This window comes from Paludisphaera borealis, from assembly GCF_001956985.1.
Taxonomy (GTDB): domain Bacteria; phylum Planctomycetota; class Planctomycetia; order Isosphaerales; family Isosphaeraceae; genus Paludisphaera; species Paludisphaera borealis.
In genome coordinates this window covers 5,575,342-5,596,102 of sequence record NZ_CP019082.1, presented here as the reverse complement: position 1 = coordinate 5,596,102, position 20,761 = coordinate 5,575,342, and the positions used below count along the sequence as shown (strand labels likewise).

The following is a 20,761-nucleotide window of genomic DNA, read 5'->3' as shown; positions in this document are numbered from 1 at the left end:
GCGATCGTCAGCTCGCCGACGTCTCCGTCGCCGACGCGACGGGAAGCAGCTCGGCGATCGCGTCTTGAACCTGTCTGAGCTTGAGGGGCTTGGAAAGCACGATCATCCGTTCCGCCGCCGGCAGCTTCTCCTTGAGGACGTCCTGACGAGGGCCGAGGAGGACCAGGGCGAGGAACGGCAGGCCGTCTTCCTCGGCCTTCGCGCGCATGGCGGCGAGCGAGTCGAGAGAGCCGGGGCCCAGGCCGTCGACGTCGAAGATCAAGGCGTCGGAGGGGGACTCGCTGTAGCGTTCGGCGGCGCGCTCGGGGTCGGCGACGATCATCACGCGGTATCCCATTCGCGAGAGGGTCTTCCGCATGGCGTCCTGGATCTCCGACTGAGCCTCGACGCAGAGGATGTTCTTCAAGGCGACGGGCTTGATCTCGGCCGCCTGCTCCCCTTCGGACTCTGGCGCCTCCACAGGCGCCTGGAAGATCGAGGGATCGAGTGCCAGGGCCTCTTCCAGGCTCCCTTCGACGTGCCCCGCCGGAGCGTGCGTGCCCCCTCCGGCCACCGAATCGCGGAAGTGCTTGAGGTCGTCGACGACGCCCTCCATCGTCTGATACCGCGCCTTGACGTCGACCTTCATCATCCGCTCGATGATCCGGCTCAACCCTTCGGCAGGCGGGTAGCTGTGCTCGCTGATCGGCTTGATGACGCCGAACGAGCGCTTGAGCATCTTCTTGAGCGGGTCCGTGCTCTCGGAATCGGCGAGCGCGACCTGGCCCGTCAGCATGTGATAGAAGACGCAGCCGAGGAAGAAGATGTCGGACCGCGGATCGCCCTTGGGGCTGCCACAGGTGCGCTCGAGGGCCGAATAGTCGACGGTGCGCTGGCTGTGCATCCCCTTGGCGTCGTCCCCCTCGATCGTGGCCAGGCCGAAGTCGACGAGCTTGGCCACGCCCGAATTCGAGATCAGGATGTTCGTCGCCTTGAGGTCGCGGTGGGTGACCCCTTGCTCGTGCGAGTATTTCAACCCTTCGGCCAGGCCGATCATGAGCGGCAGAGCCTGCGGCCCCTTGAGCCGCATCCGAAGCCGAAGGAACTCGCGCAGGTTCATGCCCTCGACGTATTCCATCGCCATATAAGGGCGACTGTCGTGCAGGCCGGCGTCGGTGATCAGGACGATGTTCTCATGCCGCAGCCGCATCCCGGCCTCGGCCTCCTTCTGAAACCGCCTTACGGCGTCGGGCATCTGGGCGAACCGCTGGCGAAGCACCTTGATCGCCACGGGCTCGCCGGTGTCGACGCGTTCGCCCCGGTAAACCCGAGCGAACGTCCCCTCCGCCAGGTGGAACAGGGTCCGGTAATTGCCGAAGAAGAAATTCCCGGTGTCCCCCTTCTTGAGCCGCTCAAGCTGCCAGCTCGTCAACCACCCTTTGCGCATGAGCACGCGGAGAAAGGCCTCGGCCGAGCTGTCGGCCGCATCGGCGCGCGCCTCGCGATATTGATCGCGACTGATTAGTCCAATGAGCGTGAGCTGATCCACCAGCGTGTCGATATCAAGTTCGGTCATGGGGTTGCGTATCCTGACCCAAGCCAAGAAGGGGGACCGCGAGATGACGACGCAAGATCCAACAACCGCCGAAGTGGCCGGCGCGACGCGAAGACCCTGGGCATGAAAACAGGCGTCCTTCGCCGAGGAATCTCGACGAACGCCTCGTCCCCAGCCTCGCCCCTGGCGACGCCGCGCTTTCGAGTTCTTCCGTAATTTCAGTTTACGCTCGAACACCTCCCACGTGACACGTGTCATTCCGACTCACGCGATTTTCCGAGCCCCTCTCGAATGGATCGATCGCCTTGTCTGGCAAGGTGTTGCGAGCGTCGCCCCGATTCCGGCGACGGCGGGCGAGGCTCTCGAACTCGCCGTTATTCAGAGAAAATAATGAGTCTGACATGCATCATGTCACTGGCAAGGCTTAGGTTGCTTAACGTGGAGTCTTTTTAAGTCGCGTCTCAGGCTGGAAACATCGACGAGCCACGCGATTGGGAAAGGCATCAGGGGCAGGATGAAGTCATCGCCGCTCGAGGCGTTCGAGCATCGAAACCGGCGGTTTGAGGAGCAACAGGGAATGTATCAGACATTGGCACCCACGCGAGCTACGACGACGACGACGACGACGACGACGGCCAGCGGCCAGGCGACGACTCCCGAATGGTCGAATCGGCGGGCGACCGAGCAAGCCACCCGGGCGGCGATGGCCCGACAGGTCAGCGGACGAAGGCGGTTCGTCGACCCGACCACCTGCGAGCGCGACTACTCGCAGGCCGAGATGGAGTTCATGCTCGCGATGAACGCTTACAAGCAGCAGAGCGGCCGGATGTTCCCCACCTGGAGCGAGGTGCTCGAAGTGCTCCGCGGCCTCGGTTACGAAAAGCCGTCGCTCGACGACGACGTCGAATGACGCCCGCCACCGTCCTGTCTCGTCGCGGACACGGAGGTCCCGACGGGGCCAAGCCTTTCCCGTCGGAGGTCGCGCCCCTCGACGGTCGTCCTCCCGTTGACAGCCGCCGCCAAAGACCCTATCGTGGACCCAATTCGTTCGTTCCCAAGCTGTTCGAGCGATCGCTGGTGGGCTGAAGGAGTGCCGCCGCGACCGCCCGATCGCGTCGGCTCGACGGTTCGAGCCCCGCCGACTCGCCCCTGGGCGTCGCGCGGCCGCCGTCCCCGCGTTCCACCACTCCCATCGATCGAGGTCCATGAGCGTACGCACCCGATTCGCGCCCAGTCCCACCGGTTTCCTGCACATCGGGGGAGTGCGGACGGCGCTCTTCAATTGGCTGTTGGCCCGTCATCACGGCGGTCAGTTCATCCTTCGGATCGACGACACCGACCAAGAGCGGCACGTCGACGACGCGGTCCAGCGCATCCTCGACGGCTTCCGATGGATGGGCATGGACTGGGACGAGGGCCCCGAGGCCGGCGGCCCCCACGGCCCCTACTACCAGTCGCAGCGCGCCGACCGCTACCAGGCGGCCGTCGACAAGCTGATCGCCTCGGGCCGCGTCTATCGCGACTATAGCACCGAAACCGAGCGGAACGTCGAGCGCGACGCCTCGAAGCGCGAAAAACGGCCGTATCGCTTCCGCCGGATCAACCATTCGCCCGACGACGTCGCCCGGTTCGAGTCCGAGGGCCGCCCGTACGCGCTGCGGTTCGAGGTCCCGCTCGGCCGCGTCCTGGTGTTGAACGACCTGATCAAGGGCGAGGTGACGTTCTCGACCGACGAGATCGGCGACTTCGTCATCGTCCGCCCCGGCGGCGCGCCGCTCTACAACTTCGCGAGCGTCGTCGACGACGTGGACATGGAGATCACCCACATCGTCCGCGCCGAGGAGCACCTGTCGAACACCTTCCCGCAGCTTCTGATCCTCGAAGCGCTCGGCGCGACGCCGCCGGCGTTCGCCCACGTCCCGTACGTGGCCGAGCCGGGTTCGAAGGAGAAGATGTCGAAGCGGAAGACGGAGGATTACGCCAAGCGCGGCGTCCTGGTCTACCTGCACCAGTACATCGAGAAGGGTTACCTACCCGACGCCCTGCTCAACTACCTGGCCCGCCTGGGATGGAGCTTCGACGGCACGCAAGAGCTGTTCACGCGCCCCGAGTTGATCGAGAAATTTTCGCTCGATCGGGTCAACAGCTCCCCCGCCAGCCACGACCCGGACAAGCTGTTCTGGATCGAGGGCGAGTGGATGAAGGAGCTTCCCCTCGAAGAGAAGATCGCCGGGGTGGTCCCGTTTCTGGCCGCCGAGGGGCTCGTCGAACAGCCGCTTGCCGACGCCAAGAGAGCCTACGTCGAAGCCGTGATCCTCGCCCTGGGCGATCGGCTCAAGACGTTCGCCGACGTCGTCAAGCTCGGCCGGTTCTTCTTCACGCCCGAGCTGACCTACGAGGCCGATGCCGTCAAGAAGCGGCTCCGCAAGCCGGGCGTTCCCGAAATGCTCGGCGAGCTCGACGCGCTGCTCGGCGCGGTCGAGCCCTTCGACCTGGCGACGCTTGAGGCGGCCGTCCACGAGTTCGCCGAAAAATCCGGCCGGAAGATGGGCGACGTCGTCAACCCGCTGCGCGTGGCGACCACCGGCCAGGGCGTCGGACCGGGCCTCTACGACTGCCTCTTCCTGCTGGGCCGCGAGACGTGTCGAGCCCGCATCCGCCAGACGTTGGCGATGCTCGAACAGAGCAATTGAGTAAAGCGGTTGGACCGGCCTCACAGAGACCGGCTACAAATCAGACCGGCGCGTAGGTTTTGTTGTAGCCGGGGTCTTTGACCCCGGGACGCGCGCCATGGGACAAGGGCGGCCGAGCTTCGGCTGACGAGGAGTTTTCTTATAATGCGCATCTTCGTGACCGGTTCGATCGCGTACGACTACATCATGGTCTTCCCCGGCAAGTTCAAAGACCACATCCTCGCCGACAAGATGCACGTGCTGAGCGTGTCGTTCCTGGTCGACTCGCTGACCCGCCGTCGCGGCGGCACCGGCGCCAACATCGCCTACAACCTGGCGCTCCTGGGCGAGAAGCCGGTGCTCGTGGGCACGGTCGGCGAAGACTTCGAAGACTACCGCCAGGGGCTCGAAAAGCGTGGGGTCGACTCCTCGGGGGTCCGCGTGATCGCCAACGAGCACACGGCGTCGTGCTTCATCAACACCGACCTCGCCGACAACCAGATCACCGCCTTCTACCCGGGCGCGATGTCCAAGGCCTCGACCGTCTCGCCCAAGGACCTGGGCGCGACGACCTCCGACCTGGTCGTCATCGCCCCCAACGATCCCGCGGCGATGGCCCGCTACGCGGCTGAATGCACCCTGGCGGGGGTTCCTTACCTCTACGACCCGTCGATGCAACTCCCCCGGATGGACAAGGTCGGGCTTCAGGAAGGTTGCAAGGGCGCCAAGATCCTCGCCGGCAACGACTACGAGTTCGGCATGATGGCCGAGAAGCTCGGCGTTTCCGAATCCGAACTCCGCGGCAGCGTGCCGATCACCGTCATGACGCTGGGCGAAAAGGGCGCGCTCATCACGGTCGACGGCAAGGAATACGAGATCCCCTCGGCCAAGCCGGAGAAGGTGCTCGACCCCACCGGCGCGGGCGACGCGTTCCGCTCCGGGTTCGTCGCCGGCATGAGCCGCGGCTTCTCCTGGCCGGTCGTCGGCCGCATGGCCTCCTTGACGGCGGTGTACGCCATCGAGCATCCTGGAACCCAGGAACACGCGTACTCGCTCGACGAGTTCCTCGCTCGCTACCGGTCGAACTACGGTTCGAACGAAGAGATCGAGGCGTTGAGCAACGGTCGCGGCAAGGCGTGAGCCGGCCGTCGACCTTCGGCCTTCCCGTCGCGACCCCGCGCTTTGCGAAGGCGCGGGGCCGCGACGGGCTTCGACAATCGAGAGTAGGCTGGAATGGCGCTCTTTCGGCTGGGTCCCGACCCAATCTTCCCGCCCCCCCATCTGGCCGAGCCGGAGGGCCTGCTGGCGATCGGCGGCGACCTCTCGGCCGGGCGACTCCTGGCTGCCTACCGCCACGGGGTCTTCCCCTGGTACGAGAACGGCGGGCCGATCCTCTGGTGGTCGCCGGACCCTCGCCTGGTCCTGTTTCCGAGCGAGCTGCGGGTCTCGCGCAGGCTCCGCCGAACGCTTCGGTCGGACCGGTTCGAGATCCGCTACGACACGTCCTTCGCCCAGGTCATCCGCGCCTGCGCCGAGACGCCTCGGGAGCATGAGGACGGCACCTGGATCACCACCGAGATGCAGGCGGCCTACATCCGCCTTCACAAGCTCGGCCACGCGCACTGCATGGAAGCCTGGCGCGACGGCGCGCTCGTCGGCGGCGTCTACGGCGTCCTGGTCGGCCGCTGCTTCTGCGGCGAGTCGATGTTCCACACCGAGACCGACGCCTCCAAGGCCGCCCTCGTCGCCCTCGTCGAGCGCCTCGAAGCCGACGGCGTCGGCCTCATCGATTGCCAGGTCAAAAGCGAACACCTCCTCCGCCTCGGCGCCCGCGAAATCCCTCGCGACGAGTTCCTGATGCACCTGGCCAGCGGCCTCCAGGACGATCCCCAAGCCGTCACACACGCCAACGGCAATGGCCGCCGCAACGGCTCGATCTTCAGCTACGCCTCCAGCCGGCTGCTGTCGCGGAAACGCAACGGATAGATCGCGTTCGGAACCGGCTACCCGAAACATCCACTTGCTGCTCTGAAAATAGCCCGTGAGAGCCGAGGGCCCGCCCCATTACGAGCCCGAAGCGCCAGCGAGTGAATCGATCCGAATGGCCGACCGAAAATTCACTCGCTGGCGCTTCGGGCTTGTATCCGGATCTGGCCGACCGCGATCCCCCATTTTCATGAGGCCGGATGTCCCCACGGCGTCATGATGGTTTGTATTCCGAGGGATCGGAATAACAGTCGGACACTGAGCACTTCGCCTGGAGGACGTGGCGTTGGCGTCGGATGTGATCGGAGATACGCACTGAGTCCATAGCGAACGGTCGCCGGCGCGCCAGCATCGTATCAGGCCGCGGCTGGATTGTGGCCCCTCGCGGCGTACGGGTATAACGGACTCCTCGGACCCGATCGAGGCGGCGTTTCCGCGGCGATCGGACAGGAACCAAGTCCCAGGAGTTTGCGCGATGAGGCGATCGATTGTTCTGGCTTTGGCGGTATGCGGCGCGGTCTCTCAGGCCGGGGCTCAGACGCAGCCGAAGGCCGTGGTCACGGGCCTGACCAACCCCGAATCGGTGGTCGTGAACGGTCAGGGGCAGGTCTTCGTCTCGGTCGTCGGCGAATTCGGCCGCGACGGCGACGGCGCCGTGCTGAAGATCGACCAAGGCAAGGCCGTGCCGTTCGTCTCGGGTCTCGACGACCCGAAGGGGCTTGTCGCTCATCAGCAATGGCTGTTCGTAGCCGACAAGACCCGCGTCTTGAGAATCGACGGCCAGGGCAAGTCGGAAGTCTTCGCGCCTGCCTCGGCGTTCCCCACGCCGCCGAAATTCCTCAACGACCTGGCCGTCGACGTCGAGAGCGGCACGCTCTTCGTCAGCGACTCGGGCGACCTCAAGGGGGGCGAAGGCGCGGTCTTCCAGATCTCGCCGAAGGGGGGCGTGAGCCTGGTCCTGGACAAGAAGGGGCTCCCCGCACTGCACACGCCGAACGGCCTGCTCCTCGATGGAGCGTCGCATCTGCTGCTGGGCGATTTCGGCACGGGGGCGCTTTACCGCATCAAGCTGGCCAACAGCTCGGTCGAGAAGGTCGCCGACGACCTCGGAACAGTCGACGGTCTCGCATGGGACCAGTTCGGCCGGCTGTTCATCAGCGACTACAAGGGCGGACGCGTGTTCGCGATCGCGCGTCCCGGAACCAAGCCCGTGCTTCTGGTCGAAGGCCTGAAGAGCGCGGCTGACCTCACGGTCGATCCCACCGCCAAGCGGCTCCTGATCCCCGACATGGGGGGCGGCTCGGTCGTCTCGGTGGCGATCTCCGTCCCCGGCGCCGAGGTCAACGAGGAACCGCTCGCGTTGAAGACCGAGGTCGCATTCCCGAACTTGCAATGGGCCGGCTGGAAGGGCGAGACCGAGGACGGCCGGGTCAACACCCTGCGGCCGATCGTGCTGACACATGCCAACGACGGCTCGAACCGCCTCTTCGTCGCCACGCAGCACGGCGTGATCCACACCTTCCCCAATGACCAGAAGGCGACCCAGACCACCATCTTCCTCGACATCCAGGACCGCGTCTCCTACAACGACAACACCAACGAGGAAGGCTTCCTGGGCCTCACGTTCCACCCTCGATTCAAGGAGAACGGCTACTTTTACGTCTTCTACACGACCCGGAAAGCCAAGCTGACGAACGTCGTCACGCGGTTCCAGGTCCGCAAGGACGACCCCAATCAGGCCGACCCGAACTCCGAGGTTGAGATCCTCCGCTACGAAAAGCCGTACTGGAATCACGACGGCGGCACGGTCGTCTTCGGGCCGGACGGCTACCTCTACGTCACGCACGGCGACGGCGGCGCGGGCAACGACCCCCACGAGAACGGCCAGAATCTCAACACCCTGCTCGGCAAGGTCCTCCGCATCGACGTCGACCACAGCGAGGGGGGCAAGAACTACGCGATCCCCAAGGACAATCCCTTCGTCGACCAGAGCGACGCCCGGCCCGAGATCTGGGCTTACGGCATCCGCAACATCTGGCGGATGGCCTTCGACCGCAAGACCGGCTGGCTCTGGGCGGGTGAAGTCGGCCAGAACCTCTGGGAAGAGATCGACATCATCACCAAGGGGGGCAACTACGGCTGGAACCGCCGCGAGGGCTTCCACCCGTTCGGAAGGAAGGGCGTCGGGCCCCAGCCCGACCTGATCGAACCGATCTGGGAGTACTACCACCACGACACGGGCAAGTCGATCACCGGCGGCACCGTCTATCGCGGCCCTCGTCTGCCCGAGCTGGACGGCGCGTACCTCTACGCCGACTACGTCAGCGGCCGCCTCTGGGCCTTGCGCTACGACGAAGCGAAAGGCCGCGTCGTCGAGAACCGCCCGATCCCGTCGCGCGGCCTGAACGTGATGTCGTTCAGCGAGGACGAAAAAGGCGAGGTCTACTTCCTGACCACCACCATCAATGGCCAGGGAATCTACTGGTTCAGCAAGTGAGACGCCCCTCCACGAACAACGTCCTATTGTGGATTCAAGGGAATTCACCGCGACTCACGCGGAGGGGACGTTGCGTGGAGGAGAACATGCTTCATGAAGAGACCAGCGGAGCCGTTATCGATGCGGCGATGAAGGTCCACTCCATTTTGGGACCCGGCTTGATGGAGAGTGCTTATGAAGCATGCCTCGCTCACGAGTTGCGGAGCAGAGGCCTGAACGTCGAGACGCAAGTTCCGCTGCCGGTGGTCTACGAACTTGTCCGAATCGACGCCGGGTATCGAATCGACATGATGGTCGCCGGTGTCATCATCGTCGAAGTCAAGGCGGTGAACGAGATTGCGCCGATCCATAAGGCCCAACTGATTTCCTACTTGAAATTGAGCGGCGTTCGAGTCGGCTTGCTGCTCAACTTCAACGTCGTCCATCTGCGAGACGGCATCTCTCGCCTGGTCGTCTGAGTCCCGTCAAACGTCCAACACAATCCACCACGGAGAATACGGAGCGGACGGGAGGGGGAATTCAGCAAGGTTCGACCTGCCCCGCCTCCGTGTCCCTCCTGTCCTCCGTGGTCGGTCCCGTCAAATTCCAACACAATCCACCACGGAGAATACGGAGCGGACGGGAGAGGGATTTCAGTAAGGTTTTGACCTGCCCCCCCTCCGTGTCCCTCCTGTCCTCCGTGGTCGGTCGTACCATCGTCCAGGAGGGGCCGTCCCCTTGACGACCCGATCTCCGGGGCGGCATGCCCGAGGGGAAGTTCGGCTCAAGGCTTCGCGCTGTCCCCGTCGCCCCCTTCCAACGCGAACGCCACGAAGGCGTCACCGGCTTTCGTGTTGAGCTTGCCGGCGCCGCCGGCGGCGATCACGACGTATTGGCGGCCGTTGACCTGATAAGTCGATGGGGTGGCGTATCCGCCGGCGGGCAGCGGGTGTTCCCAGAGCAGCTTACCGGTCTGCTTGTCGAAGGCGTGGAGACGTTCGTCCTTCGTGCCGGCGATGAAGACGAGTCCGCCGGCCGTGACGATCGAGCCGCCGAAGGTCTCGGTTCCGGTCCGGGGCACGCCTCGGGCGGTCAGTTCGGGGTGTTCGCCAAGCGGGACTTGCCAGGCGAATTCGCCGGTATTCAGGTTGATCGCCGTCAGCACGCCCCAGGGAGGCTTCATCGCGGGGTAGCCCTCGTGGTCGAGGAACTGGACGTAGCCCGAGTGCCCGTAAGGGCCGAACCTCGGCACGTCGCCCTTCTTGGATTCCACGAGCGTGATGATGTTGGGGACGTTGTTGGAGTTGACGAAGAGCAGGCCGGAGGTCGGATCGAACGACGCGCCCGACCAGTTGGCGCCGCCGTGATAGCCGGGGATCACGACCGTCCCACGCAGGCTGGGAGGGTTGAACGCCGGGCCGCCGCGGACCTCGCGGAGGCGGGCGAGAACCGACGCCCGGTTGGACTCGCCGATGTCGGTGACGTTCGACTCGTCGAACGACTGGACCGCGAACGGCGGCGGCTTGACCGGGATCGGCTGCGTCGTCGCCGCCTGCTCGCCGGGCACGTCCGAGGCGGGGACCTTGCGCTGCTCGACCTCGAACAGCGGCTTGCCGGTCTTGCGGTCGAACAAGAAGACGTAACCCGTCTTCGTCACCTGCGCGACGGCGTCGATCTTCTTGCCGTCGTGCGTGACGGTGACCAGATTCGGATAGACCGGCAGGTCGTGATCCCACATATCATGGCGCAACGTCTGGAAGTGCCAGACGCGCTTGCCGGTCCGGGCGTCGAGAGCGATGGTGCAGTTGGCGAACAGGTTGTCGCCGTGGCGGTCGCCGCCGTAGAAATCGAACGCCGCCGAGCCGAGCCCGGCGAAGACCAGCCCGCGCTCGATGTCGACGCTGAATCCTCCCCAGGCGTTCGCAGCGCCGCGATCCTTCCACGACTCGCCTTCCCACGTCTCGGCGCCGACATCACCCGGGCGGGGCACGGTGCGAAATTGCCAGAGTTCCTTGCCCGTGCGGACGTCGAACGCCCGGACGTCCCCCGGCGCGGCGATGCCCGGCCCCTCGCCGCACGCGAAGCCGACGATCACCACGTCCTTCCAGACCGCCGGGGCCGACGTCGGCCCGTAGCCGAGCGACGCGAATTTGGGCTCAAGCGCGGCGTGGAGGTCGCGGATGCCGCCGTCGGCGAACTTCGGGTCGAGCTTGCCGGTCTTGGCGTCGAGCGAGAACAGCCGCCCGTCCGACGTGCCGTGAAGGATGCGCCGCGCGCCCCCGGGCTGGCCGTCGGACCAGTAGGCGCAGCCCCGGTTGACGCCGCCGGACATCGGCCCGTGCGGGAACGGATGGTCCTTGAGCGGATCGAATTGCCAGATCTCCTTGCCAGTCGCCGCGTCGAGGGCCACCACGCGGAGATAGCCGGTCGTGACGTACATCACGCCGTCGACCACCAGCGGCGTGCATTCGATCGTCTTGCCGGCGCGGCCCTTGAGTTCCCCCGTGTGGTACGTCCAGGCCGGCTTCAAGCGCGTTACGTTCGCCCGGTTGATCTGATCCAGGTCCGAATACCGCGCGCAGCCGGGGTCGTTCCCCACGCCCGGCCAGTCGACGGTCCGCCCGGACTGCCCCGCGACATGACCTGAAAACACGAGCACGCAAACGACGCTGGCGACACATGAACGCATCACGAAACTCCCGAGACGACGCCGCGGACGGGGCGCCTCCAATTCCATTTCCGTTCGACTCGACCCGAGTCGACGATCACGCGCGGGCCGGGGCGCCCGCCTTGGCGGAGGGCGACTCGGGCAAGCGCCAGGGGGCGCGGTAGGGGCGGGAGAGCATCTTGGCGGCCTCGGGGTCGCCGACGATCGTCTCGGCGGCGGGGTCCCAGACGAGCTTCCGGCCGGTCCGGATCGCAATGTTGCCGAGGTGGCAGACCGTCGCCGAGCGGTGGCCGATGGCGACGTCGCAGATCGGCAGCTCGCGCGACTTGATACAGTCGAGCCAGTTCTGGTGGTGGTCTTTGCTCACGTAGAGGTGGACGTCCCCCTTGGCGAGCGGCTCCTTGAGGATCTCGTCGGGCGTCGAGCTGATCTTGCCGCGCGACACGGCGATCGAGCCCTTCTCGCCCTCGAACAGGACGTTAGGGCCGCCGTCAGTCCCCTGCGAGCAGAGGATCTTGATCCCGTCGTCGTAGGTGTAAACGATGTGGCTAGTCTCGGAGACCTCGAACCAGCCGTCCTTGTTGAACGTCGCCCTCGCCTCGATCGCGACCGGCCCGCTGTCGTCGCGTCCCAGTCCCCACTGGGCGATGTCGAGGTGGTGAGCGCCGAAGTTCGTCATCTGGCCGCCGGAATAGTCCCAGAAGAACCGGAACAGGTAGTGGACGTGCTTGGCGTTGTACGGCCGATCGGGCGCGGGGCCGAGCCAGGTGTTGTAGTCGAGCTCGGGCGGCGGCGAGCCGTCGGGCATGGCCGGACCGTCGAAGTTGACCTTGGGCAGGTGGATCTTGACCTGCTTGATCTTGCCGAGCCGGCCCGAGCGAACCAACTCGCAGGCGAGCCGGAACTTGTCGTCGGAGCGCTGCTGACTGCCGGTCTGAACGATCCGTTTGGCGTCGCGGGCGACGTCGACCATCGTCCTCCCCTCGGACACGGTCAGGCTCAGCGGCTTCTCGCAATAGACGTCCTTGCCAGCGACGCAGGCGTCGGTGGTGGCCAGGGCGTGCCAGTGGTCGGGCGTGGTGACGACCACGGCGTCGATCGTCTTGTCGTCGAGCAGCCGGCGGTAATCGCCGAGGGCCGCGACCTTCCGCCCCCCCTGCTCCGCGAGCTTCGCCGCCTTGGCCAGGCGGTCCTTGTCGACGTCGCAGACCGCGACGACCTCGGCGTCCTTAAGCTTCAGGAAGTCCTTGAGGTTGTTCGTCCCCTGGTTGCCGACGCCGATGAACCCGAGCCGAATCCGCTCGCTCGCCGCCGCCGTACCGGTCCCGCCGAGCGCCCGGCCGGTCACGATCGTCGGAAAGGCCATCCCGGCCGCCGCCGCCGCGCCGGTCCTTCGGAGAAACTCGCGACGAGGCGTCTTCGCGTCGGAACCCATCAGATCAACCCTCCGAAAGCGACGGAGAAACCGGACCGTTGCGCCCGGGCCGGCGGTCCGCGACGCCCCTCGGCCAAGACCAAGAGGCAGGACGCCCTCATTGTGCGGCGGCCGGCCCCTATTCGCAACCGACTACCCGGAGACCATCGAGAATCCAGGATCGGGCGTCGGCCGGTCCCCGTTCCGCACCCGTTCGGCGGGTGCCGTCCGATTCGAGAGGCTCAGTAGCTGTCCGCAGAGACGATCTCCCCGCCGTCGCGGCTGCCGAGGGACATCCAGGTCGATTGGCTGATGCTGTCTTTCACGAACCGGACCGAACCGTCGGCGAACGCGACGTTCACCCCTCCTGCGTGGTTGCTCGAAGGCGTCTGGAGCTGGCCGAAATCAACGCCGCAGTTCTCGTTGCAATCCCAGCGGCAAGTCGAAAACGTGAACTGCGACGAGTTGGGAGTGATGATGATGTTGGTCATGGTGAAGCCGGGGGCTCCGACCTGCCAGCGATACCCTTTGTTGGAGAAGAGGCTCGGGGTCTTGATCGTCGCCTGGCATTGGGCGGCGATCGCCATGATTCCGGCCAGATTCTGGCGGGCGTCTCTGACCATCATGGTCGGGTCGCCGGTCAGGCTGGAATTGAAGCCGGCTTTGTACCAGCGGTATTTTTGCGTCCCTTCGGCGCCGACCAACGCCTCGGTTGCGGCAATCGTGTTGGAGGTGCCGTCGCTCACGCTGGCGAGGCCATAGGTCTTATTCTGGCAGAAGATCCCGTTGGAATTCTGGGATACCCAGGCGTCGGTTCCGGTGCCGCAATTGCCCTGGTAGCTACAGATGTTGTCCTGGCCGGCGAGGCCGTCCGAAGGGCAGATGAAAGAGGAGACCTTGGTGTTCCAAACCGTGATGTTGGTCCAGGTCATGTCGGAATTCACCGATCCCCGAGGATAGGAGCCGAAGTCGAAGTTGCAGGCGTTGTAGACGGGAGACTGCTCCAGGTAGGGCAGCAGAAACGCGTGCGCGCCGAACACGCCCCAGGTCGTGAAATTGTCGTTGTTCGGCGGTACGTTCGAGTAAGCGGCGCTGTTCATCATGGGGAAGGCGCCGACGGCCTGGTGGTAGTTGTGCAGGGCGAGCCCGAGCTGTTTCAGGTTGTTGACGCACTGTGCGTGTCGGGCCGCCTCGCGAGCCGCCTGAACAGCGGGGAGCAACAGCGCGATGAGGACCGCGATGATGGCGATGACCACGAGCAATTCGATCAACGTAAAACCGCGTCGATTTCGTGACATGAAAGCTCTCCGAATGGATGAAGCCTGAGACGGTCGCAACCGCCCCGCCGAAACCCTCTGCAACAACGAATCCTGAATGAAGGTCAGGAGAATGAAACGCGGAGCTCCGGACCGGCCGGATCGAGTCGCAACATCAACCAATCATATTACGAGCATTTTTACAGCGAATGGCACGCATCGACCGAGACGCCGACGTCACGCGTTCCTTCCGATGGAGTCGGCCGACGACGCCCCGCCAGGCGGAGTGAGGTGGGACGTCGATTTCGGCTTGGTCTTGGGTTTGGCCTTCTTGTTGTTCTGCATGAACTCCTTCATCGCATCCTGCGATCTCAGGTCGGCCTTCCTGAACTCGGGAGACACCTGCCCGTCGCTCGAGCCTCCACAACCCTGGAAGACACCAACCAAACCCACCAAGGCGAAGCCCGTCGCGAGTGCTTGAAGACGACTCATCGATAAATCTCCTCCCGGCATGGAGCCCTTCGAGGGCTCCCGCTTCCACCAGCGTTTCGGACACCACCGCTGATTCCGAACTGACCGGCGGCATCATGAACATAAACCTATAACTCGCACACCATTGCCACCGAATTGATTCGGAGGATTCGCATCGACGACGGAGTTGGAGGCTCGCCCCGTTCATTCCGCGGGGAGTTCGGGTTTGGCCAATTCGTAATGGAGACGAATCTCCTGGGAAGTCAGCGGCCGATCGTAGACGGCCAGTTCGTCCAGCCGGCCGACGAACGATCGGCTGCCCTTCGGCGCCGAGGGCTCCGACGTGAGCCGCCCTACGGCCAACTCGCAAAGCAGATTGGAGGGCCCTCCTTCCACGGGGGCGGAATGGCTCTTCACCCCGTCGACGTAGAGGTCCATGCTCGCGCCGTTCGTTTGCGCGACGACATGATGCCAGCGCCAAGGAATGTAGAGCTTGTCGGAGAAGAGGTCGGTCCCCACGTTGTCGTTGAGCGGCCACCGTCGCAAGAAGCGGATCGACGCCGGTTTGTTCAAGGAATAGCGTTCATACGCGGTGAGCTCAAGGAGCAAGGCGTGAACATATCGCTTCTGACTCGCCTGCGCGAGGTCCTCCGTCGTCGGGCGAAGTCCAAAGAGCGAGGCATGGCGGATCTGGTCGGCCATGAACCAGAGTTCTACCGCGCACCCCGGCTCGCTGTCGAACCTCCAGAGGCCGACGGTGGACAGGAACTGCTCCGGATGGCCGGCCTTGAAAACGGCGTATCCGTCGCCCTGGGAGCCTCCCGACACGGTGATCGGGCCGTGAACGACGAGGGGCCTTTCGCCCACGACTTCGTTTGGAACGCCGCCGTCGACCAAGGCTTGAAATCGCCAATAGCTCTTGGGCTTCGACCGAAGCACCGCCGAGGGGTAAGTCGGATCCAATCGCAATCCAGGGGCCATCAGTTTCGGAGGGGTGGCGAAGCCCTCGACATCCGCGACCGCCTCCGCAATCCTTCCGGCGCCGGGATCGAGCTCGAATTCCTTGCTCTTCTCGATGCGTTGAATGCGGCGAGGATAGCCCTTCGGGCCGATCACTCCGGCTTCCGCCTCGCCTTCGAAGACCCTGACCTTGGATTTGCCGTCGGCCTCGACGTTGAGCGCGAATTCGGTGCCGAGATCGATCACGGCCGATCCGGCGGAGACGACGACGAACCCCTTGGCGCTTTCGGGCACCCTGGCTCGCAATTTGCCCCGGCGGCAGTAGACCCTGTCGATCGACACCAGATCAATGTCTGCAGGTCCCTCGAGCGTCAACGTCACGCCGTTCAAGAAGGAGAGGACCGCGTGACCAGAGCGAATCGAGAATCGCCCCGACGACAGAACGGCACCCTCGTTCAAGCCGGGCTCGCTCATCGCCTCCCACTGCACCTCGTCGAGCTTCAATACGATCGCCAATACGTCGTCGGCCTCGACGCCTTTGGATTGCAGCGTCGAGGAAAGGCCGGGCGGGTGGTCGGCAGTCTCAACTCGCCAATTCGTCCACCGAAAGATCGCCAGCGCGAGGAGCAGCGCGGTAAGTACCGCGGCCCCCGTCCACCTCGGACGGGGCCTGGGGCCCCGGCTGAATCCGGAGCCCCCGACGCGCCGCATGATCTCGTCTTCGTGGTCGTCGTCGAATCGGCCCTCGTCCGTTCCCCATCCCAACTCCTCCTGAAGCGAGAGCCACCTGGGCTCCACGGTCTGGACGGCCTTGAGCATGCCCAGCATGCGAATCTCATGGACGAACGACCGCAAGAGCTCCTCGTCCTGTCGGAGCCGCGAAAGCAGTTCCTCGACTCGGGACGTCGCGAGTTCCGCTCCTCGCCAGGCCGAGAGCAGATCGATCAGATCTTGGTCCATTATTCCAACGCCTTCTGCATGCAGGTTCGCAGCAAATGGTTCGCCCGATACTGAAGGCGATAGACCGCGCCCACCGTCGTACCAAGCTCGCCGGCGAGTTCGACGGGCTTGTGCCCGTCGAGCCCGGATCGCACGACCCGGCGCATCCGATCGGGAAGTCGCCCGATGCACTGCAAAAGCACCTCGATCGACTCCGAGCGATCGTTGGAGACCACTTCCTCAAACTTCGACTCGATCAGCCGAGAAACCTCCTCATGGAATCGTTCCATCGCCTTGTGGCGACGCGACGAGTTGCGGAAGTACTCGTAGACCTTGTTCCGGGCGATCCCCCTAAGCCAGGCCCCGAAGTCCTCGTCGCGACGGAACTCATGCAGGTTCCGGAACGCCGCGATGAAGACGTCCTGTGCTAGGTCGTCGACGACGTCCATCTGGTGGACGTGAGCCGCGATGAAGCTCCGCAAGAACAAGCTGAAATCGCGAATGATCTTTCGAAACGAGTCTTTGTCGCCACGGAGTACTTCGTCGATCGTGGCGTTGAGATCCGTGGCATGAGGCATGTTCCGCAGTCTCGATGAGGAGGACCTTCGCCCCGGAGTTTCCGACGTCGAAGGTAATCGGTCCATCAGTCGAAAGGCGATGCTCGCTCTCATCTCGAACGCTTAAGTCGGAACTCGTTCATGATTCACTCACGACGACTCAAGAAGGCGGGCTCATCCGAACCTCGACTTCGAGACGGGAGTGGCCAAGTAGATTTCAGGCAAAGGTGCAGATCGGACATCTGATGAGGTCGAGAGCGATGACGATCGCAAGTCGATTTCGTGTATCTAGTTTGCCACCGTAAGGCGAATTCGACACCGCTTCCGAAGTTTTTTTCCAGAGCGATCGAAGACTCGTTCACTCGAGCCTCGCCGAAGGACCCCGTCCCGGTCGAAAGGGTGTCGACGCGGCGAAACGCGCGACACGGGCCAGCCGTTGGAGCGGCGTTGCACTGCCCGGCGTCACGTTCCACAAGTCCGGTTTCTCTCGGAGTGTCGTCGGGCGTCTCGCCTCGCTAATTGAAGCTGCGGCATGGGAGCGTCGCGGCCCGCGATCGGAACTGTTCGTCCCACGCCCACCAGTCGGCCTCCGGAAGGACGCCGTAGACCTGCAAGCCGGGGGGTTCCACGGACGCCGACAGGAAGGGTGGGACGTCCTCGTCGTCGCCGAACCACCATGGCATGGCGTGGAGGCGCACATCCCCGGGGAGGGATTCATAGACGCGGGAGAGTTCCCGCCAATTGTCCTCGTCGAAGCGGCCCCAGTCGAAACCGTAGATGCGCACGACCTCGACGAGACAGGAGAGGTCGTCGACGGGTTCGGCCTCCAGAGTGTCGTAAAACGGCACGGTCAATCTCGAGCTCCTTCCGTTCCGCTTCGCCGTCGCTTCTTCAACGCCCCGTCCAGGAACCCGAACAGCGCCCGTCTCCGAGGTGAATCGCCGACCGGTCGGCGTCGTCACGTCGAATCGTAATGGATCGCCAGCCAGACCGTCGGCTGGCTCGGGTCGGTCCACTCGACCCGGTGTCGCGTGTGGGCGGGGATGTTGACGAACGCGCCCGACCGCAGGTCGATCGGCTCCTCCCCTTCGAATCTCAGCCTGGCCCCACCGGTCAGCAACAGCACCCATTCGGCCGTCTCCTGATCGTACCAGAACCCTTCGGGCGAAGCGTGGCCGAATGAGACGATCCGCTCGATGCGAACTCCCGGCGCGTGAAGGAGCGTCTGCAACAGTTCCTCGGGCGGCTCGGCGGGAATCTCGGCGAACAGGTTCGTGAGACCGTTCACGGCTACTCCTCGGCGGGATCGCCCGCCCGGTCTTCTGGGATGTAGGGGATCAGGCCCTTCCGAAACGCTTCCTCCTGAATCACCCTCGGCAGGCGCTCCGCCCGGCGCGGGCCAACCGCCGACCCGACGGAGACGAGCGGGTTCCGATCGGAGATCTCGCGCCGCCGTAGTGATAAACTATGGGAAATCGCGGACCGTTCCAACCCCTGGCCCGAGAGCCGGCGTGAAGCCTGATCGGAGCACGATGGCGACGAACATCCCCCTGATCCTCCGCGCCGTCCTCGAAGAATACGCCCTACCATGGGACGGCGACCACGGCGTCGCACACTGGGCGAGGGTGTACGAGAACGGACTCCACCTGGCCGGGGAGACGGGCGCCGAAGTCGAGGTGGTTCGGCTGTTCGCCGTGCTCCACGACTCCCGGCGGGTCAACGAGGGGCACGACCCGGACCACGGTCCTCGCGCCGCCGAGTTCGCCCGAACGCTCCGAGGCCGGCTCTTCGAACTGCCCGACCACGCTTTCCACCTGCTGCACCGAGCCTGCGCCGGCCATACTCACGAGCGCACGCATCCCGACGTCACGATCCAGACTTGCTGGGACTCCGACCGACTCGACCTGGGCCGGGTCGGGATCACGCCCCATCCCAGCCTTCTCTGCACCGAGGTCGCGAGACGGCCCGAGACGATCCGGTGGGCCGACGGCCGGGCGAGCTTCCGGAAGGTCCCGGAGTTCGTTCGAGAGGAATGGGGGATCGAACCCGATGAGATTCGCTGATCTGTCGGAAGCCGCGAACCCGATGCTCGATTTCGGCCTCGAACCCGATGGAGGTCGCCCCGCCCCCCCCTCGCTCACGAGGTGACCGGGAGAGACCGAGGCTGCCAACGAACGAACCGCATCACCCGTGCGCCATCGAGCGAGAGGATTGCTCCTGTGAACGCTTACACCTCGCCGCCCGACCCACTTTCGATCTTCCAACGCCTTCTCCTAAGCGTGGCGGAGTATTTCATCTTCGGTCGTCGTGTTTCAAACGCTCCGATTTCCGAGAACTTGTATCAACCGTTCGCGACCGACCGGATTGCTCTGGACTCGCCGGACGTCGCCAGCATGAGCCGCAACGGCCACGTCCGAGAGGCAGCCGTGCGACGGCTGGCGAAAAGCACCGACGGCTCCGAAGTCCCGTTCCTGCTCGTTTGCGTCAACGACTGGGTCTCTCCGGTGCGTGAGGCGGCCCTCGCCGCCCTCCAGGCGCGGCTCCGTCCCGAATACGCCGGGCATTTCGTCCGCAACCTCCCGCTCGTGATCCGGCTCGCCGATTGCGGCCGGCACGACCACGCGCCGTTCGTCGCCGCCGTCCTTGATCAGCTTCGGGCCCCGGAGTCTCGCCCGGCCCTGCTGGAGGGTCTTACTTCCGCCGACCGGGCCGTCCGGCGGCTCTGCTTCCGCCTGGCGATCGAGACGGCCGACATCCCTCGGCTGGAGTTTCTCGGACAAGCGATCCGGGACGACGACCCGAGCGTCCGCCTCTGGGCGGCCCGGACGGCCGGTTCGACGCTCGGCCTTGAGGACTATCTCGACCTGACGGCCGTGATGGCGCGCGATCGGTTCATGCCGGTGCGCCGGCAGGCTCTCGTCGGGCTGGTTGAGATGTCGCCCGAGCATGTCGAGCCCGTCCTCAGGGCCTCGCTGCTCGACCCGCACGTCTCGATCCGGGAGATCGCCCGCTACCACCTGGCGAAGTCCGGCGGATTCGACGCCCGGTCGTTCTATCGCGCGGCAGTTTACGAAGGCCGCCTGAAGAACCTCTCCTCCGCCCTCGCCGGCCTCGGAGAGACGGGAACCCGCGAGGACGCCAAACTGGTCGAGCCGTGGCTGTCTCAACCCAACACGAAGATCCGCCGCGCCGCCGCCCGAGCCCTGGGCCGGCTCGATGGCGATTCCCACATCGACGACTTGCTCCGAGCCCTTGAGGACGACCGGCCGAACGTCAGCCGCGCGGCCAAGGACGCCCTCCGAGGGCGGCTCCGCTTGATCGCCCCGGAACGGCTCTGGCAGGTGTTCGAACGGGATCGCCGTTCCCATGCGCGCCGCCATTCCCTGGGCTTGCTGGCCGGACTGGGGAAATGGGAACGACTCCCCTATCTCATCCGAGCGTGCTCCGACGATGATCCGGAGATCGCGGCGCGAGCGCATCGGCTCATCGCGGACTGGTTCGCGCGATTCAATCGCTCTTTCACCCCGCCGTCGCCGGAGAACCTCCGTCGTATCTCGACCGCTCTGGAGACGTACGGTCCAGCCATGGAGCCCGAGGCCGTAATGCGGCTTCGAGAGTATCTCAAAGGCTGGTAGAGCGGCGAAACCTCTCCCCAAATCTGCCCCGCGGCCCGCCCTTCACCTTAGCGATCCTTCAATGCTGACCACTTGACACAGAGATTCATGTCTGCCAGACTTCTCTGAACCTGAGACTGAGTCTCAATTCCAATAGACTAAGAAATCTTAATGAAATCTGGCCCCGAGTTGGGATTCTTCTTCGATGGGGAGC

General features: G+C 64.8%; 17 protein-coding genes. 8 read left to right on the top strand and 9 right to left on the bottom strand.

From position 1 onward, the window contains the following. Positions 1 to 7: 7 nt before the first annotated feature. Positions 8 to 1,555 carry a serine/threonine protein kinase gene (locus BSF38_RS21580; RefSeq protein WP_076349118.1) on the bottom strand — a complete coding sequence of 516 codons (1,548 nt, stop codon included), beginning with the start codon at positions 1,553 to 1,555 and terminating at the stop codon, positions 8 to 10. Between the two features lie 556 nt (positions 1,556 to 2,111). Between BSF38_RS21580 and BSF38_RS21575 the strand changes: the two genes are divergently transcribed. The 6 genes from BSF38_RS21575 (at position 2,112) to BSF38_RS21545 (ending at position 9,147) form a co-directional block, all read left to right on the top strand. Then, positions 2,112 to 2,444: a hypothetical protein gene (locus BSF38_RS21575; protein ID WP_145952262.1), complete on the top strand. Its 333-nt coding sequence runs from the start codon at positions 2,112 to 2,114 to the stop codon at positions 2,442 to 2,444. Between the two features lie 295 nt (positions 2,445 to 2,739). Further along, positions 2,740 to 4,227 (top strand): glutamate--tRNA ligase, encoded by a 1,488-nt coding sequence (gene gltX, locus BSF38_RS21565; protein ID WP_076349112.1) that lies wholly within the window; start codon positions 2,740 to 2,742, stop codon positions 4,225 to 4,227. Between the two features lie 144 nt (positions 4,228 to 4,371). Continuing rightward, on the top strand, positions 4,372 to 5,346 hold the full coding sequence (locus tag BSF38_RS21560) for a carbohydrate kinase family protein (protein WP_076349110.1): 975 nt from the start codon (positions 4,372 to 4,374) through the stop codon (positions 5,344 to 5,346). A gap of 93 nt (positions 5,347 to 5,439) precedes the next feature. Next, on the top strand, positions 5,440 to 6,192 hold the full coding sequence (gene aat, locus BSF38_RS21555) for a leucyl/phenylalanyl-tRNA--protein transferase (RefSeq protein WP_076349108.1): 753 nt from the start codon (positions 5,440 to 5,442) through the stop codon (positions 6,190 to 6,192). A gap of 475 nt (positions 6,193 to 6,667) precedes the next feature. Further along, positions 6,668 to 8,689 carry a PQQ-dependent sugar dehydrogenase gene (locus tag BSF38_RS21550; protein WP_076349106.1) on the top strand — a complete coding sequence of 674 codons (2,022 nt, stop codon included), beginning with the start codon at positions 6,668 to 6,670 and terminating at the stop codon, positions 8,687 to 8,689. 86 nt (positions 8,690 to 8,775) lie between these two features. Next, the gene (locus BSF38_RS21545) at positions 8,776 to 9,147 is read left to right on the top strand and encodes a GxxExxY protein (RefSeq protein ID WP_076349104.1); all 372 of its coding nucleotides are present in this window, start codon (positions 8,776 to 8,778) and stop codon (positions 9,145 to 9,147) included. Positions 9,148 to 9,452: 305 nt separating this feature from the next. Here the strand turns inward: BSF38_RS21545 and BSF38_RS21540 are convergent, their stop codons facing one another. The 8 genes from BSF38_RS21540 to BSF38_RS21510 form a co-directional block, all read right to left on the bottom strand. After that, positions 9,453 to 11,357, bottom strand: coding sequence for a pyrroloquinoline quinone-dependent dehydrogenase (locus BSF38_RS21540; RefSeq protein WP_076351263.1), 1,905 nt, complete (start codon positions 11,355 to 11,357; stop codon positions 9,453 to 9,455). A 76-nt stretch (positions 11,358 to 11,433) separates the two neighbouring features. Further along, positions 11,434 to 12,771 carry a Gfo/Idh/MocA family protein gene (locus BSF38_RS21535; RefSeq protein ID WP_076349102.1) on the bottom strand — a complete coding sequence of 446 codons (1,338 nt, stop codon included), beginning with the start codon at positions 12,769 to 12,771 and terminating at the stop codon, positions 11,434 to 11,436. A 221-nt stretch (positions 12,772 to 12,992) separates the two neighbouring features. Beyond that, positions 12,993 to 14,048, bottom strand: coding sequence for a DUF1559 domain-containing protein (locus tag BSF38_RS21530; RefSeq protein WP_076349100.1), 1,056 nt, complete (start codon positions 14,046 to 14,048; stop codon positions 12,993 to 12,995). A 195-nt stretch (positions 14,049 to 14,243) separates the two neighbouring features. Further along, positions 14,244 to 14,498, bottom strand: a complete 255-nt coding sequence (locus BSF38_RS30850) for a hypothetical protein (protein ID WP_145952261.1) — start codon at positions 14,496 to 14,498, stop codon at positions 14,244 to 14,246. A 183-nt stretch (positions 14,499 to 14,681) separates the two neighbouring features. After that, entirely contained in the window at positions 14,682 to 15,179 is a 498-nt protein-coding gene (locus tag BSF38_RS32395) for a LamG domain-containing protein (protein WP_257787853.1), read from the bottom strand. A gap of 1,217 nt (positions 15,180 to 16,396) precedes the next feature. Beyond that, positions 16,397 to 16,954 (bottom strand): sigma-70 family RNA polymerase sigma factor, encoded by a 558-nt coding sequence (locus tag BSF38_RS21520; protein ID WP_076349096.1) that lies wholly within the window; start codon positions 16,952 to 16,954, stop codon positions 16,397 to 16,399. 494 nt (positions 16,955 to 17,448) lie between these two features. Continuing rightward, on the bottom strand, positions 17,449 to 17,787 hold the full coding sequence (locus BSF38_RS21515; protein WP_076349094.1) for a hypothetical protein: 339 nt from the start codon (positions 17,785 to 17,787) through the stop codon (positions 17,449 to 17,451). A 104-nt stretch (positions 17,788 to 17,891) separates the two neighbouring features. Then, positions 17,892 to 18,221 (bottom strand): cupin domain-containing protein, encoded by a 330-nt coding sequence (locus BSF38_RS21510; protein WP_076349092.1) that lies wholly within the window; start codon positions 18,219 to 18,221, stop codon positions 17,892 to 17,894. A gap of 223 nt (positions 18,222 to 18,444) precedes the next feature. Here BSF38_RS21510 and BSF38_RS21500 point away from each other — a divergent pair, with 223 nt between their 5' ends. Next, positions 18,445 to 18,996 (top strand): HD domain-containing protein, encoded by a 552-nt coding sequence (locus tag BSF38_RS21500; protein ID WP_237170557.1) that lies wholly within the window; start codon positions 18,445 to 18,447, stop codon positions 18,994 to 18,996. Between the two features lie 273 nt (positions 18,997 to 19,269). Next, positions 19,270 to 20,568 (top strand): HEAT repeat domain-containing protein, encoded by a 1,299-nt coding sequence (locus BSF38_RS21495; RefSeq protein ID WP_145952259.1) that lies wholly within the window; start codon positions 19,270 to 19,272, stop codon positions 20,566 to 20,568. The last annotated feature ends 193 nt before the right edge of the window (positions 20,569 to 20,761 follow it).

Bases quoted from the DNA above. Each gene is read 5' to 3' on its own strand.
- BSF38_RS21580 (WP_076349118.1), bottom strand. From the start codon at position 1,555: ATGACCGAACTTGATATCGACACGCTGGTGGATCAGCTCACGCTCATT.
- BSF38_RS32395 (WP_257787853.1), bottom strand. From the start codon at position 15,179: ATGGCCGACCAGATCCGCCATGCCTCGCTCTTTGGACTTCGCCCGACG.
- aat (WP_076349108.1), top strand. From the start codon at position 5,440: ATGGCGCTCTTTCGGCTGGGTCCCGACCCAATCTTCCCGCCCCCCCAT.
- BSF38_RS21575 (WP_145952262.1), top strand. From the start codon at position 2,112: ATGTATCAGACATTGGCACCCACGCGAGCTACGACGACGACGACGACG.
- BSF38_RS21520 (WP_076349096.1), bottom strand. From the start codon at position 16,954: ATGCCTCATGCCACGGATCTCAACGCCACGATCGACGAAGTACTCCGT.
- gltX (WP_076349112.1), top strand. From the start codon at position 2,740: ATGAGCGTACGCACCCGATTCGCGCCCAGTCCCACCGGTTTCCTGCAC.
- BSF38_RS21535 (WP_076349102.1), bottom strand. From the start codon at position 12,771: ATGGGTTCCGACGCGAAGACGCCTCGTCGCGAGTTTCTCCGAAGGACC.
- BSF38_RS30850 (WP_145952261.1), bottom strand. From the start codon at position 14,498: ATGAGTCGTCTTCAAGCACTCGCGACGGGCTTCGCCTTGGTGGGTTTG.
- BSF38_RS21540 (WP_076351263.1), bottom strand. From the start codon at position 11,357: ATGCGTTCATGTGTCGCCAGCGTCGTTTGCGTGCTCGTGTTTTCAGGT.
- BSF38_RS21545 (WP_076349104.1), top strand. From the start codon at position 8,776: ATGCTTCATGAAGAGACCAGCGGAGCCGTTATCGATGCGGCGATGAAG.
- BSF38_RS21530 (WP_076349100.1), bottom strand. From the start codon at position 14,048: ATGTCACGAAATCGACGCGGTTTTACGTTGATCGAATTGCTCGTGGTC.
- BSF38_RS21550 (WP_076349106.1), top strand. From the start codon at position 6,668: ATGAGGCGATCGATTGTTCTGGCTTTGGCGGTATGCGGCGCGGTCTCT.
- BSF38_RS21560 (WP_076349110.1), top strand. From the start codon at position 4,372: ATGCGCATCTTCGTGACCGGTTCGATCGCGTACGACTACATCATGGTC.